Annotated in this window: 12 protein-coding genes; 4 read left to right on the top strand and 8 right to left on the bottom strand. The window is 66.9% G+C overall.

The window, feature by feature from the left end; all coding sequences use genetic code 11:
* Positions 1–12: 12 nt before the first annotated feature.
* Positions 13–570 (bottom strand): DUF3228 family protein, encoded by a 558-nt coding sequence (locus ACSYS9_RS03325; RefSeq protein WP_049461613.1) that lies wholly within the window; start codon positions 568–570, stop codon positions 13–15.
* A gap of 136 nt (positions 571–706) precedes the next feature.
* Here ACSYS9_RS03325 and ACSYS9_RS03320 point away from each other — a divergent pair, with 136 nt between their 5' ends.
* Positions 707–2,224 carry an amidohydrolase family protein gene (locus ACSYS9_RS03320; protein ID WP_049461614.1) on the top strand — a complete coding sequence of 506 codons (1,518 nt, stop codon included), beginning with the start codon at positions 707–709 and terminating at the stop codon, positions 2,222–2,224.
* Between the two features lie 6 nt (positions 2,225–2,230).
* On the opposite strand, the gene ACSYS9_RS03315 is transcribed toward ACSYS9_RS03320, so the two are convergent.
* From ACSYS9_RS03315 to ACSYS9_RS03305, 3 genes are read right to left on the bottom strand one after another with little or no spacing between them, the layout of a single operon-like run.
* Positions 2,231–2,962, bottom strand: a complete 732-nt coding sequence (locus ACSYS9_RS03315) for a LytR/AlgR family response regulator transcription factor (protein ID WP_049461615.1) — start codon at positions 2,960–2,962, stop codon at positions 2,231–2,233.
* Positions 2,959–4,005, bottom strand: a complete 1,047-nt coding sequence (locus ACSYS9_RS03310; RefSeq protein ID WP_049461616.1) for a sensor histidine kinase — start codon at positions 4,003–4,005, stop codon at positions 2,959–2,961. The genes ACSYS9_RS03315 and ACSYS9_RS03310 overlap by 4 nt, the downstream gene beginning before the upstream one ends.
* A 24-nt stretch (positions 4,006–4,029) precedes the next feature.
* Positions 4,030–4,956 (bottom strand): alpha/beta fold hydrolase, encoded by a 927-nt coding sequence (locus ACSYS9_RS03305; protein ID WP_049461617.1) that lies wholly within the window; start codon positions 4,954–4,956, stop codon positions 4,030–4,032.
* Between the two features lie 203 nt (positions 4,957–5,159).
* Here ACSYS9_RS03305 and metF point away from each other — a divergent pair, with 203 nt between their 5' ends.
* Positions 5,160–5,987, top strand: coding sequence for a methylenetetrahydrofolate reductase [NAD(P)H] (metF, locus tag ACSYS9_RS03300; RefSeq protein WP_049399801.1), 828 nt, complete (start codon positions 5,160–5,162; stop codon positions 5,985–5,987).
* Between the two features lie 40 nt (positions 5,988–6,027).
* Positions 6,028–6,618 (top strand): DUF4124 domain-containing protein, encoded by a 591-nt coding sequence (locus tag ACSYS9_RS03295; RefSeq protein ID WP_049461618.1) that lies wholly within the window; start codon positions 6,028–6,030, stop codon positions 6,616–6,618.
* Between the two features lie 51 nt (positions 6,619–6,669).
* Here ACSYS9_RS03295 and ACSYS9_RS03290 read toward each other — a convergent pair whose 3' ends face one another.
* The 3 genes from ACSYS9_RS03290 to ACSYS9_RS03280 all read right to left on the bottom strand — a co-directional run bounded on the left by ACSYS9_RS03290 (position 6,670) and on the right by ACSYS9_RS03280 (position 11,770).
* Positions 6,670–7,626 carry a Nudix family hydrolase gene (locus tag ACSYS9_RS03290; RefSeq protein WP_049461619.1) on the bottom strand — a complete coding sequence of 319 codons (957 nt, stop codon included), beginning with the start codon at positions 7,624–7,626 and terminating at the stop codon, positions 6,670–6,672.
* A 113-nt stretch (positions 7,627–7,739) separates the two neighbouring features.
* Positions 7,740–10,472 (bottom strand): preprotein translocase subunit SecA, encoded by a 2,733-nt coding sequence (gene secA, locus ACSYS9_RS03285; protein WP_032129708.1) that lies wholly within the window; start codon positions 10,470–10,472, stop codon positions 7,740–7,742.
* Between the two features lie 341 nt (positions 10,473–10,813).
* Positions 10,814–11,770 (bottom strand): M23 family metallopeptidase, encoded by a 957-nt coding sequence (locus ACSYS9_RS03280; protein ID WP_049461620.1) that lies wholly within the window; start codon positions 11,768–11,770, stop codon positions 10,814–10,816.
* Positions 11,771–11,782: 12 nt separating this feature from the next.
* Here ACSYS9_RS03280 and ACSYS9_RS03275 point away from each other — a divergent pair, with 12 nt between their 5' ends.
* Entirely contained in the window at positions 11,783–12,232 is a 450-nt protein-coding gene (locus ACSYS9_RS03275; RefSeq protein ID WP_005408086.1) for a DUF721 domain-containing protein, read from the top strand.
* Between the two features lie 282 nt (positions 12,233–12,514).
* Here the strand turns inward: ACSYS9_RS03275 and lpxC are convergent, their stop codons facing one another.
* Positions 12,515–13,426, bottom strand: a complete 912-nt coding sequence (gene lpxC, locus ACSYS9_RS03270) for a UDP-3-O-acyl-N-acetylglucosamine deacetylase (protein ID WP_005408085.1) — start codon at positions 13,424–13,426, stop codon at positions 12,515–12,517.
* Between the last annotated feature and the right edge of the window lie 88 nt (positions 13,427–13,514).

The raw sequence follows: 13,514 nt of genomic DNA, 5'->3' as shown, positions 1-13,514 counted from the left end.
CGCAGCGTGGGCTCACGGCCGCCAGTTGGCGTTGTTCTCCCAGAACGCGACGGAGCGCTGGTAAGCCTCGCGATCCAGCGGCACACCGGAACCGCCCTCCTCCACGCCCAGTGCATTGCGCATCATGGTGATTGGTGCCATCGGCACTTCCTCGGGCTCGGAGGTATAGATGCAACCGACGATGCCCCAGTCGGCTTCGATCGGTGAACCCTCCTTCGCCAGCTGCCCGGCGCTGTACAGGATTACCACCAGGTAGTTCGCGCGCGGTGATTCCACGCCCTCGAACCAGCGCACCAGCACCGGCAGTTCCTCACGGTTGCGCGCCTCATAGCCGCTGCGCAGCTGGTGGCGGTTGGCGTCGGTGACCGGCACCGTCAGGCAACGCGTGCTGGTCCAGTTCTCGTAGACGAACAGCTTGCAGAACGGGGCGTAGCCATCGAGCACCTTCAACGGCGCGTGCGCATTGAGGTGTGCCTCGAACTGCTCGGCAGTACAGTCCTGGATGGTGTTGCCGCGCGGCACGCGCGGGAACAGGCGGGGACGGGCGAAATCGGTGAGGACGATGGACATAGCAGGGCGTGGTCAGGAGTTCCACCGCACAGGGTAACCGCCCCGGAGGCAGGCAGGGCCGGATGCCGATGGTCACTGGCGCCCGCGTCCGGCTTGCAGCACTCTGCGGGCGACCCAATGCAAGGATCGCCGGCTCATGGATGCAGCACACGCCTTGCCCCGTTCCGCCCGCCGTCGGCGATGGCCGATCGCCCTGGCCGTCCTCCTGCTGGCGCCGCCATTGCTGTTCACCGCCGCCCTGCTCTGGCCGCTGTCGGCACCGCCGTTGCCCGAGCCGGGCAACAGCCGCATGATCGTCAACGCGCGGGTGGTGGACGTCGCGCGCGGCCAGGTCAGCGAACCCACCACAGTGACAGTGCGCAACGGCACGATCACTTCCATTGGCGAAGCTCCACGGGACACCGCGTTGCCGGTGCTCGATGCCGGTGGCCGCTGGCTGCTGCCCGGTTTCTGGGACATGCACACCCATGCACTGCAGTTGTCGCCGCAGCTGCAGTTCCCGCTGATGCTGGCCAACGGCATCACCGGCACCCGCGACATGATGGACTGCCCGCAGGCCACCGATCCGCTGATCGCCTGCGTGGCCGACAAGCGCCGCTGGACCGCACAGGCCATTGCCGGGCAGCAGGTTGCACCGCGCTTCGTGCAGATCGCCAGTTTCTACTTCGAGGATCCATCACTCGCGCCGGAGGCCGCCGCCGAGCGTGCACGCACGTACAGCGCGCGCGGTGTCGACGCGTTGAAGGTCTACAACCAGCTGCGTGCGGACACCTACCAGCGGCTGGCCACCGAGGCGCAGCAGCTGCGCCGTCCGTTGATCGGCCACCTGCCCAAGGCCGTGCCTCTGGACGCCGCGGTGCGGGCGGGCCAGCGCAGCTTCGAGCATGCCCATCTGTTCGTACGCCACTGCTTCGACAACGCGGCGGCGTGGCGCGGTGGCACGCTCGACAGTGAGGATCCAACCGCGCTGGCCGAACGCATGGTCGGCGGCTACCAGCCCGCGCTCTGCAACGAGGCGTTCGGTGTGATGCAGGCCAGCGGTGCCGCGTTCGTACCCACCCATGTCACCCGCGAAGAGGATGCGCGTGCGCGCGACCCCGCCTTCATCAACGATCCACGTCTGGCCTATCTCGATCCACTTTCGCGCTGGGCATGGCGCGATGATCTGACGGCCACCACCGAACGCTATCCTGGCCTGCGCGGCGAAGACGCGTTGAAGGCGTACTTCGAGCATGGACTGGCCCTCACCGGTGCCGCGCATCGTGCCGGCGTCACCGTGCTGGTCGGCACCGATACCGGGCTGGGTGGCTTCCGCTATCACGAGGAACTGCAGTGGCTGCGCCAGGCAGGCCTGAGCCAGGCCGACGTGCTGCGCGCGGCAACGCTGCACGCGGCGCGTCATCTGGAGCTGCAGGCATCGCATGGCAGTGTCGAGGTCGGCAAAGCCGCCGACCTGGTATTGCTCGACGGCAACCCGCTGCAGGACACCGCCAACACCCGTCGTGTGCACGCGGTGCTGCTGGCCGGGCACCTCTACGACCGCTCGCGGCTGGATGCACTGCTCGCCTACACCCGCGCGCAGGCACGTTCACCGGCGGTGATGGCGCGCCTGCTGTGGGGCTTCATCACCAGCCCGGTCAGTGCCGAGCTGTAGCGGCAACTACAACGCCATCCGCTCGCGCAGTTCACGCGCCTGCCGGCGCGACACCTCCACCTCGCTGCCGTCGTCCAGTGCCAGGTCATAACCATCAGCGATGCTGGGCGTCACGCCTCGGATACGGCGCAGGTTGACCAGCGTGTTGCGGTTGGCACGGAAGAACAGATCCGGCGGCAGGCGTGCCTCCAGCGCACTCAGGCTGCGGGTCAGCAACGCGTTCTGGTCGCGGAACCACAGCCGCGTGTAGTTGCCATCCACCACCAGCCGGCGGATCTCCGAGACCGCGACGAACCAGCAGCGTTCGCCCTCGCGCACGAACACCTGGTCCTGAGCGCCCAGCGTGCTGCGCGGCTCCGGCGTTTCGCCCGCCACCACCTCGCGCTGGCGCGCCCGCTGCAACGCTTCCAGCAAGCGCGGTGCCTCGACCGGCTTCACCAGATAGTCCAGCGCGTTGGCCTGGAACGCGCGCACCGCGTAGGTGTCATAGGCGGTAACGAACACCACCGCCGGCACCGCCTCCAGCCCGTCCAGCACATCGAAGCCACTGCCGGACGGCATCTGCACATCCAGCAGCACCAGGTCCGGCGCCAGTGTGGCGATCGCCTCGCGTGCGGCAGGCACATCGTCGGCTTCGCCCACGCACTGCACCCACGGCAGCGCCGACAACAGCGTGCGCAGCTCCTGCCGCGCCAGCCGCGCATCATCAACGATCAATACGCGCAGCACGCCACTCATTGCGGAATCTCCAGCAGGGCCTGCATGCGGTCGCCGACCGGCTGCAGGGTGAAACGACCTTGCGTACCGAGCTGCGCACGCAGGTAGGCCAGGCCGACGCCATGCCCAGGGGTGGGCTCGTTGGCGCTGCCCAGCGGATTGTCCACCTGCAGGCGCAGCACGTCATTGTCCAGCGTGGCACGGATCTGCACCTCGCCGCCGCCGGGGCGGCTGGCGATGCCGTGCTTGATCGCGTTCTCCACCAGCAGCTGCAAAGCCATCGCAGGCAGCTGCGCCTGCATGGCATCGGCATCGATCTGCTGCCGCACCTGCAGGCGCTGCTCGAAGTGGATGGCCTCGATGGCCAGATAGTCGTCGACCACCGCCAGTTCCTCGGCCAGCGTGACCTGCTCGCTGCGGTTGTGCGCCAGCGCCTGGCGCAGCGTGCGCGACAGGCGGGTGACCATGTCGCGCGCACGCTCAGGATCTTCCAGGATCAGCGCACGCAGGTTGTTCAGCGCATTGAACATGAAGTGCGGGTTGAGCCGCGCACGCAGCGCATCGCGTTCCAGCGCACTGCGCTCGGCTTCGGCGCGCAGGCGGGCCAGTTCCGCCCCGCGTATCCGGCGCAGGCTGTGCAGGCTTGCCCAAAGCGCTGCCCACAGGGCCAGCATCACCGCAGTGGTGTACCAGTAGAGCAGCAGCGCCTTGGGGCTGAAGTCGGCCGTCTGCCGCCCCAGGCTCACCCAGTTCCAGGCCAGCGCCGAGTGCAGCGCGATGTTCACCAGCAGCTGCGCCACTGCCGCGCCCAATGCCACCGACAGCGCCAGCCGCAGCAACAGCCCGGCCGTACCGCGCGCCCACCAGTCGGCGCGCAGCGCCAGCGCACGGATGGCACCGCTGCACCCGAACAGGGCCAACGCCAGGCCCAGCGTGATCAACACGCCCGCGCTTCCGGCATCGCTGAAATAGGTCTGGCGCAGGCCGATTCCGGCAACGCCATAGAGCGCCCACACCAGCGCATTGAGCAGCCAGAAGCGTACCGTCGAGGAGGAATCCGGCATGTCCATTTCCAGGCGTGTTGAAACTCAGTGGTGGTGGTCGAGGAAGGCCTGCACCTGACCGCGCAGCCAGCGCGGATCATCCCACATCAGGAAGTGGAAACCCTGCGCGCTCATCGCGATCTGCACGCCCCGCAGTTTCGCGTACTGCGCCTGGAACACCGCGCGCGTGCTGTCCTCGGTGCCGCCCATCGGCTGGTAGCCGGCCCAGCTGCCCAGCACCAGCGTCGGTGCGGTGATCGAGGCGATGCTGTCACGCAGGTCGGTGGTCATCACCGCATGCATGGCGTCAGCGGTGGTCTGGCGGTCGCTGGCTTCGCCCCAGCGCCCCAGCTCGGCCTGCCGCTGCGGATCGCGGGTCATGCCCGGCAGGCCGGCCTTCAGCTGCGCCTGCCACTGCGCGGCATCGGCGGCGAGCATGCCCTTGCGCAGCTGGTCAGCCATTGGCCGCACGCTGTCTGCGGTGGCGTTCGGGTCACGCGCCGCCGGCAGGAACGGCAATGCGTCGACCACCGCCAGCGCACTGACTGCCTTCGGCTCGGCCTGCGCCACCTGCAGCCCCAGCAGGCCGCCAAGACTGTGGCCGATCACCACCACCGGGCCCAGCTGTTGGTCATGCAGGTAGGCAAGCAGCTGCCCGCGCATGGCCGGCAGGAATTCGGCCGGGCGCGGGTCGGCTGGCGCAGCGCCGGCAAAGCCCGGCAGCTGCACCAGATGGCACTGCACGTCCTTCAGCGCCAGGCAGGTCTCGCGCCAGACCTCGGCGCTGCTGTTCAGGCCGGGGATCATCAGCAGCGGACGGCCCTTGCCGACCACCTCGACCTGCACCTTGCCCGCCGCCGGGGCGCTGGCGGCGTGCGCCGAGCCGGAGCCGAGCACGGCCATCGCCATGCCGATCATCGCCAGCCGGGCCAGGGCCTTCATTGCATACCAGAGTGCCAGGAAGATCTTCATCGTCTGCTCCTTCGTCAGGTGGGTGGTCCCGGAATGGGCTCAGCGTGCCGCCGGCCACGGCACCCGGAGGGCGATTTCGGAGCAGCGGCCGATCGCCGGGGCGAACGGTCGCAGGCGGCTGACGATGTACGTCCGCATAAATTGACAACATCCATCTTGATGAAGCGATATACTAATCCGCACCCGCCGCTGCCGCCCGTGCCATGACCGCCATCAGCTTCGAGTTCTATCCGCCCAAGACCGACGAACAGCGCAGCCAGCTGGACCGCGCCGCGGCCAGGCTGAAGGACTACGGTCCCGAGTACGTGTCGTGTACCTTCGGCGCCGGTGGCTCGACCCTGAGCTATACCTCCGAGACCGTGCGCCATCTCAACCAGCACCATGGCTTCGATGCCGCACCGCATCTGTCCTGCGTCGGCGGCACCCGTCAGGAAATCCGCGAGCTGCTCAAGCTGTATCGCGCCATCGGCTGCCGCCGCCTGGTCGCGCTGCGCGGCGATCTGCCGTCGGGCATGGGTTTCCCCGGTGACATGCGCTATGCCGCCGAACTGATCGACTTCATCCGCGCCGAGCACGGCGATGCGTTCCATATCGAAGTGGGCGCGTACCCCGAAACGCACCCGCAGGCTTCCGACGCACTGGCCGACCTGAAGCATTTCAAGGCCAAGATCGACGCCGGTGCCGATGCGGCGATCACCCAGTACTTCTTCAACCCTGATGCCTACTTCCATTTCGTCGACGAAGTGCGGCGGCTGGGCGTGCAGGTACCGATCACGCCCGGCATCATGCCGATCGCCAACTTCAGCCAGCTGCGCCGCTTCTCCGAACAGTGCGGTGCGGAGATCCCGCGCTGGATCAGCCGCAAGATGCAGGCTTATGGCGATGATGCAGAGTCGGTGCGTGCATTCGGCACTGAAGTGGTGGCCAAGCTGTGCCAGCGCCTGATCGAAGGCGGCGCACCCGGCCTGCACTTCTACACCTTGAACCTGGCCAAGCCGACCACTTCGGTGCTGAAGCTGCTGCAGGGCTGAAAGCACGGCGCGCAAGCGTGATCGGCGCTACCCTGCGAGGATGATCCGGCTTTCCTTCCTGCTGTTGCTGTTGCTGCTGCCGCTGTGCGTGCTGTCGAGCGTCGCCCACGCACAGTCCACGCGCCTGAACCGCTGCACCGATGCCCAGGGCCAAAGCGTCTACACCGACCGGCCCTGCGACAGCCTGGGCGCGCGGTCGCGGTTGCCACCGCCTGCGCCCGCCGGCAATACCCTGCAGCGCGACACCTTGGGGGCACGCTGCCCGCGGCGGCTGAGTGAACTGGTGGACGCGCTGCGCATCGGCATCGTCAGCAACGATGTGAATCGGCTGTCCTCACTGTATCTGTGGGGCGCGGTTTCCGATGCGGGCGCGCAGCGCATCCTCGGCCAGCTGGAATCCTTGGCGCGGCGGCCCCTGGTGGACGTGGTGCCGGTGTATCCGTCACAGGCGCTGCAGCAATCGCAGGATGAGGATCAGAGCCCTGCCGTGTTGGGATCCGACCCTGTGGCCTCTGTGGCGCGGCAACCCATCGGCCTGCGCCTGGAGCAGACGTTGCCCGGCAGCGCGTCGCGCGCGTCGACGGTGCTGGGGTTGCGGCGCCAGTACGGGTGTTTCTGGATCACGTTGTGATCGGGCGGGGTCAGAGCCCTGCTGCGCAGGGATCTGACCCCGCATGCCGGCTCACTCCGGCCACAGCGCGCGGATGGCGGCGATGCCCTGCCCACCATGGCGACGCGCTTCGGCGATGTGACCGCGGCCCATGCCGCCCAGCGCATAGATCGGCAGTGACACCTGCGCGCGCAGCTCGGCGAACGCGTTCCAGCCCAGCGGCACGGCATCGGGATGGCTGGCCGTGGCCTGCACCGGGCCCAGCACGGCGAAGTCGCAGCCCAACCGCTGTGCGGCCTGCAGCTGCTGCAGGTCATGGCAGGACGCGGCCACCAGCTGGCCTTCGGGCAGCGGACGCTGCGACAGCTCCAGCAGCTGCTCGCTGCCCAGGTGCACCCCAACGCCCAGTACGCGCGCGCGTTCGATATCGCGGTTGAGCAGCCACTGCACCCCGCTGCGACGATGTGCGCGCACGGCCTGTTCGACCATCGCCTGGCGCTCCGGATGTGCCGTCGGCAACCGCAGCTGGATGCGCTGCTGGCCCGCCGCCACCACACGCTGCAGCTGCTCATGCCAGTGCTGCACGCCGTCGGCGTCATCGGCCGGCGCCGGGGTGATCAGGTAGCTGTCGGGTTGGCGCAGCGCGGCCACCACCGGCAGATCGGCCGGTGGCATCGAATAGCGACCAAGTTTATCCGGCGCCACCCAGGTAATGGCCTGGCCCTCGCGGCCACGTGGCGTCCCCTTCCAGCTGCGCACGTGGCGCACTTCCAGGGTCAGGTGCTTGTCCGGGTAGCGCTGCGGCACATCCATCAGCCATTCGCCGACATCGGCTTCGATGCCCAGTTCCTCGCGCAGCTCGCGAACCAACGCCTGCTCGGAGGTCTCGCCGGATTCGCGCTTGCCGCCGGGGAACTCCCACAGGCCGGCCATGTCGCGGTTCTCGGTACGACGGTTGAGCAGCACGCGGCCACGGGCGTCGGTGATGACGGCGGCCACGACGTGGATCGATCGGGTGGGGGGAGCCATGGGGGAAGCATGCCCAGAACAGGGCGGCCCGCGCAATCTCGGATCGGGCCGGATCAGCCCCACGAAACAGCCGCCATGAAAAAAGAGCCCCGCTTTCGCGGGGCTCTTCGGGGTCAGCTCAGCTGGCCGTGGCAGTGCTTGTACTTCTTGCCACTGCCGCACGGGCATGGATCGTTGCGGCCGATCTTCGGCTCATCGCGCTGCGCCTGTGCAATGCCCTGCTGGGCAGCCTGCACCTGCGCGGCTTCCTCGTCGGCACTGTAGCCGCCCACGTCCTGGTGCTGGAACTGCGACTGGCTCAGGCGCGCTTCGGCCTGCTGGCGTTCGGCTGCTTCCAGCGCCTGCACTTCCTCGTCGCTGCGGATGCGCACGCGCGACAGCAGGGTCACCACTTCGCGCTTGACGTTCTCCAGCATGTCCGAGAACAGCTCGAAGGCTTCCTTCTTGTACTCCTGCTTCGGCTGCTTCTGCGCGTAACCACGCAGGTAGATGCCCTGGCGCAGGTAGTCCATGCGCGCCAGGTGCTCCTTCCAGCTCTGGTCCAGCACGGTCAGCATCACGTGCTTCTCCAGCGCACGCATGGTTTCCTCACCGACACCGGCTTCCTTCTCGGCGAAGTGCTGGTTGACGCGCTCCTGCACCTTGGCGGCGATGGCTTCGGCGTCCAGCTCTTCGTGCGACTTGACCAGATCGGTCAGCGACATCTGCAGGCCGAAGTCCGACTCCAGGGTTGCTTCCAGGCCACGCAGGTCCCACTGCTCGTCGATCGAGTTCGGCGGCACGAAGCGGGCCACCACGTCGAAGATCACGTCGTCGCGGATGCCGTCGACGTTGTCCTTCACCGACTCGGCGTCCAGCAGCTCGTCGCGCTGGGCGTAGATCACCTTGCGCTGGTCGTTGTTGACGTCATCGAAGTCCAGCAGGTTCTTGCGGATGTCGAAGTTGTGGGCCTCGACCTTGCGCTGCGCCTTCTCGATCTGGCGGCTGACCAGGCGGTCCTCGATGACGTCGTCTTCCTTCATGCCCATCATGCGCATGGCCTTCTGCACCCAGTCGGAGGCGAAGATGCGCATCAGGTTGTCTTCCAGCGACAGGTAGAAGCGGGACGAACCCGGGTCACCCTGGCGGCCCGAACGGCCGCGCAGCTGGTTGTCGATACGGCGCGATTCATGGCGCTCGGTACCGACGATGTGCAGGCCGCCGGCAGCCTTGACGGCCTCGTGGCGCTTCTGCCAATCGGCCTTGACCGCGGCCTTCTGTTCGTCGGTCGCGCCTTCGCCCAGCTCGTGGATCTCCGCTTCCAGCGAACCGCCCAGCACGATGTCGGTACCGCGGCCGGCCATGTTGGTGGCGATGGTCACGGCCGCCGGACGGCCGGCATTGGCGACGATGGTCGCTTCGCGGTCATGCTGCTTGGCGTTGAGCACTTCGTGCTTCACGCCCGCCTTGCGCAGGTGCTCGGACAGCATTTCCGAGGTTTCGATCGAGGTGGTACCCACCAGCACCGGCTGGCCGCGCTTGGCGCACTCTTCGATGTCGGCCAGCACCGCATTGAACTTGCCCTTGCGGTTCAGGAATACCTGGTCCGGGCTGTCCTTGCGGATGGTCGGGCGGTTGGTCGGGATCACCACCACTTCGAGGCCGTAGATGCTCTGGAACTCGAAGGCTTCGGTATCAGCCGTACCGGTCATGCCGGACAGCTTCTTGTACATGCGGAACAGGTTCTGGAAGGTGATGCTCGCCAGCGTCTGGTTCTCGCGCTGGACCGGCACGCCTTCCTTCGCTTCCACCGCCTGGTGCAGGCCATCGGACCAGCGGCGGCCGGACAGGGTGCGGCCGGTGAACTCATCGACGATGACCACTTCGCCATCGCGCACGATGTAATCCACGTCACGCTGGTAGATCGCGTGCGCGCGCAGCGCGGCGTTCAGGTGGTGGACCACGGTCAGGTTCTGCGGCGCGTACAGGCCTTCGGTCTCGCCGTCGAGGATGCCGGCCTCGACCAGCAGCTGCTCGGCGTGCTCCATGCCCGCTTCGGACAGGTGCACCTGCTTGCCCTTCTCATCGACCCAGAAGTCGCCTTCGCCGTCTTCCGCTTCCTGCTTGACCAGGTTCGGCACGACGCGGTTGACGCGGATGTACAGCTCCGGGGAATCGTCGGCCGGGCCGGAGATGATCAGCGGGGTACGCGCTTCGTCGATCAGGATGGAGTCGACTTCGTCGACGATGGCGTAGTGCAGGCCGCGCTGGTAGCGGTCGGCCTTGGACAGCGCCATGTTGTCGCGCAGGTAGTCGAAGCCGAATTCGTTGTTGGTGCCGTAGGTGATGTCCGAGGCGTAGGCTTCGCGCTTGTCGCTGTGCGGCATGCCCGGGTACACCACGCCCACGCTCAGGCCCAGCCAGTTGTACAGCTTGCCCATCTGCGCGGCGTCGCGGCGGGCCAGGTAGTCGTTCACGGTGACCACGTGCACGCCCTTGCCTTCCAGCGCGTTGAGGTACACCGGCAGGGTCGCCACCAGGGTCTTGCCTTCACCGGTGCGCATTTCTGCGATCTTGCCCAGGTGAAGCACCATGCCGCCGATCAGCTGCACGTCGTAGTGGCGCATGCCCAGCACGCGGCGACCGGCTTCGCGGCAGACCGCGAACGCTTCCGGCAGCACCTTGTCCAAGGCTTCACCGTCGGCGATGCGCTGCTTGAACTCCGGCGTCTTGGCCTGAAGCTGCTCGTCGGAAAGCTTCTCGATCTCCGGCTCCAGCGCATTGATCTTGGCGACGATGCGGTTGAGCTGGCGCAGCTGTCGTTCGTTACGACTGCCAAATACGCGGGTAAGCAGGCTGTTGATCATTGAAGGAACCGGGTTGGATGGACACGACGCCCGGCCTCCCCCTTGGGATCCGTCCGCCGCAAACGAAACAGGGCGCCTGGCGCCCTGTCGATGGCAACACCCATTGTAGCTTGGGACGGCCGCAAGGGGTTTCAACCCTTTGGCGGCAATGGCATCCGAACACTCCCGGTAGTGCCGGCCGCTGGCCGGGTACGCGTCAGCGCATGCGCGCTGGCGCTCCCACGCTTCGCTGCGCGAACCGTGGGCCCCACTTACCTCGCCTCCACACCCCCGCGCCTACGGCGCTGCCCCCGTACTCCGGGGGCGGTAGTGCCGACGGCAGCCGGCACCCCAATGGGGCATCAGCCGCGGCTGACGCGGCCGACCGGCGTGTTGCCGCCGTCGCCGAGGAACTTGCGCGGGTTGACCACGTTGCCGTTTTCCCACACTTCGAAGTGCACGTGGGCGCCGGTCGAACGACCGGTGGAACCGGCCTTGGCCACTTCCTGCCCGGCACGGACCAGGTCGCCGACCTTCACCACCAGGCGCGAATTGTGCGCGTAGCGGGTGACGTAGCCGTTACCGTGGTCGACGTCGACCACGTTGCCGTAGCCGCCCTTCACGCCGGAGAAGCTGACCACGCCTTCGGCCACGGCCATCACCGGGTCACCGACCCTGGCGTGGAAGTCCATGCCCTTGTGGGTGGCGGCACCGCGGCCGAACGGGTCGGCACGGGTGCCGAAACCGGAGGTCACGTAGCTGTTGCGGATCGGCATGCGCGACGGCACGGCGTTCTGCTGCAGCTGGTGGTCGAACATCAGCGATTCCATCACCGACAGCTGGCGGCCTGAAGCAGCGAAGCGCTGCTCCAGCACCTGTAAGTCGGCGTTGACGTCCTTGACCGGGATGTCGCTGGTCGGGCCGCCGGCGTCGCCGTCACCGAGACCGGGGGTCTCGTTGAAGTCGAACTCGCCGTCTTCCAGCTTGCCCATCTGGGTCAGCCGTTCGCCGAGGGCGTTGAGGCGGGTGGCCTGGGCCTGCAGCTCGCCGAGGCGGGCCGCCAGCGCGTTGACCTGGGTCTGCGCATCGCGCTTGATCTTGGCCAGCTCTGCATCCTGGCGCTCGACCTTGGCCTGCAGGCGGGAATCATTCAGCGCGCTGGCGCCAATGCCGCCGGCAAGGCCGATAATGCAGCCTACCCCGAGCACGCTGCCCAGCAGGGCGCGGGGGCGGTCCTCGAAATAGAACCGCAAACGCGCGATCGGCGACGCTTTGGCCTGTCCTTCACGCGTTTTGATTACGATCTTTTTGAATGCCATCAGTGAGTTTTCATGTCTGAGCCGAAATCCAGCGTTCGCCCCGCGTCAGTGCCGAAGCCGGCGCTGGATGCGGTGATGGCGGACAAAAGCGGGAACCCGCTGCGGCGTGCCTTGTGGCTTGACGCGCTGGACCGTCAGTTGCGCCCCCAGTTGCCGCCACCTCTGCGCAGCCGTTGCCGGCTGGCCAATGTGGACGGGGAACACCTCGTTTTTCTCGTCGAGTCCCCGGTCTGGCATGCCAAGTTGCGGCTTGCCGAAGCCCAGTTGCTCGACGCGGCCCGTTCCATCGGGCTGAAGGCCACCAGGGTGACCATCAAGACTGCGTCTCCCACTCCCACGCGCTCCCCAGCGCTCGACAACCGGAATGGACCCCACGCAGTTTCAGCCGCCACGCACAAAGGGCTACGCGACGCCTTGGCTTGCCTGCAGGACGTTCCTTCGAAGCCGAAGAAGCGGTCCTGACGACAACGGAGCATCCGGCTCCGCTCCCCGTCGCGCGTGTCACCACGGCGTGAAACATTTCGGGGGCCGGGTCGCATCCTAGCTGCCATCCGGGGGCCTGTCGTTAGATTGTTGTTAAAACTACGTTAAATTCAGGCTTCCGATCCAACAGGTTCACAAAACCGTGACCTCGAACCGGCCTTGACGCGCGTCAAGCATGCTGAATGCGCCGGACACGCCTGAAACGACAACGCCGCCCTGGAAGGCGGCGCTTTTGTCTTTCAATTCAACGATCTACAGGAATCAGGCGTAGGCCGGAGTGGCATATTCCACCGGGTCCGGGGTGGCCGGCGAGTCGAAGCTGACCCATTCCCAGGCGGTGGCGTCGGCCATCAGCGCCCGCACCAGCTTGTTGTTGAGGGCGTGACCGGACTTGAAGCCTTCGTAGGCACCCAGCACCTGGCCACCGGCCAGATAGAGGTCGCCGATCGCGTCGAGGATCTTGTGGCGCACGAATTCGTCGGCGTAGCGCAGGCCGTCTTCGTTGAGCACGCGGAACTCGTCCAGCACGATGGCGTTGTCCATCGAACCGCCCAGGCCCAGGTTGCGCTCGCGCATGTATTCCAGGTCGCGCATGAAACCGAAGGTGCGCGCGCGGGAGATTTCCTTGGTGTAGGCCAGCGTCGAGAACTCGATTTCCTGGCGCGACTGCTTGGCCGGGATCATCGGGTGATCGAACTGGATGGTGAAGCCCAGCTTGTAGCCCTCGTACGGGCTGAAGCGGGCCACCTTGTCGCCCTCGGTCACTTCCACGGTCTTCAGCACGCGGATGAAGCGCTTGGGCGCATCCTGTTCCACGATGCCTGCCGACTGCAGCAGGAACACGAACGGGCCGGCCGAACCGTCCATGATCGGCAGCTCGGCCGAGGACAGTTCGACGATGATGTTGTCCACACCCAGGCCGGCCAGCGCCGACATCAGGTGTTCGACGGTCTGGATCTTGGCGTCGTTGCAGGTCAGGCCGGTGCACAGGGTCACTTCGGTGACCAGTTCGGCCTTGGCCGGCACTTCCACCACCGGGTCCAGGTCCACGCGACGGAACACGATCCCATGGTTGACCGGTGCCGGGCGCAGGGTCATGTAGACCTTGTCACCGCTGTGCAGGCCAACGCCGGTGGCGCGGATCGTGTTCTTGAGGGTGCGTTGCTGGATCATGGGGGATGGGCCGGAAGTGACACATTAGATTAACACGCGCCCTCCCCTACCCTGGCTGAAACGCCAGTGAAGGCTGCAGGCAGGACGC

This window comes from Stenotrophomonas sp. STK17_22, assembly GCF_051983905.1.
In the GTDB taxonomy this organism is placed as follows: domain Bacteria; phylum Pseudomonadota; class Gammaproteobacteria; order Xanthomonadales; family Xanthomonadaceae; genus Stenotrophomonas; species Stenotrophomonas maltophilia_A.
The sequence above is the reverse complement of the archived record's forward strand: the minus strand, read 5'-3'. Positions and strand labels throughout refer to the sequence as shown.

What these genes read in the sequence shown, in the direction of transcription:
- ACSYS9_RS03290 (WP_049461619.1), bottom strand. Translation starts at nt 7,626, where the DNA reads ATGGCTCCCCCCACCCGATCGATCCACGTCGTGGCCGCCGTCATCACC.
- ACSYS9_RS03310 (WP_049461616.1), bottom strand. Translation starts at nt 4,005, where the DNA reads ATGCCGGATTCCTCCTCGACGGTACGCTTCTGGCTGCTCAATGCGCTG.
- metF (WP_049399801.1), top strand. Translation starts at nt 5,160, where the DNA reads ATGACCGCCATCAGCTTCGAGTTCTATCCGCCCAAGACCGACGAACAG.
- ACSYS9_RS03275 (WP_005408086.1), top strand. Translation starts at nt 11,783, where the DNA reads ATGTCTGAGCCGAAATCCAGCGTTCGCCCCGCGTCAGTGCCGAAGCCG.
- ACSYS9_RS03305 (WP_049461617.1), bottom strand. Translation starts at nt 4,956, where the DNA reads ATGAAGATCTTCCTGGCACTCTGGTATGCAATGAAGGCCCTGGCCCGG.
- ACSYS9_RS03315 (WP_049461615.1), bottom strand. Translation starts at nt 2,962, where the DNA reads ATGAGTGGCGTGCTGCGCGTATTGATCGTTGATGATGCGCGGCTGGCG.
- ACSYS9_RS03280 (WP_049461620.1), bottom strand. Translation starts at nt 11,770, where the DNA reads ATGGCATTCAAAAAGATCGTAATCAAAACGCGTGAAGGACAGGCCAAA.
- ACSYS9_RS03325 (WP_049461613.1), bottom strand. Translation starts at nt 570, where the DNA reads ATGTCCATCGTCCTCACCGATTTCGCCCGTCCCCGCCTGTTCCCGCGC.
- secA (WP_032129708.1), bottom strand. Translation starts at nt 10,472, where the DNA reads ATGATCAACAGCCTGCTTACCCGCGTATTTGGCAGTCGTAACGAACGA.
- lpxC (WP_005408085.1), bottom strand. Translation starts at nt 13,426, where the DNA reads ATGATCCAGCAACGCACCCTCAAGAACACGATCCGCGCCACCGGCGTT.
- ACSYS9_RS03320 (WP_049461614.1), top strand. Translation starts at nt 707, where the DNA reads ATGGATGCAGCACACGCCTTGCCCCGTTCCGCCCGCCGTCGGCGATGG.
- ACSYS9_RS03295 (WP_049461618.1), top strand. Translation starts at nt 6,028, where the DNA reads ATGATCCGGCTTTCCTTCCTGCTGTTGCTGTTGCTGCTGCCGCTGTGC.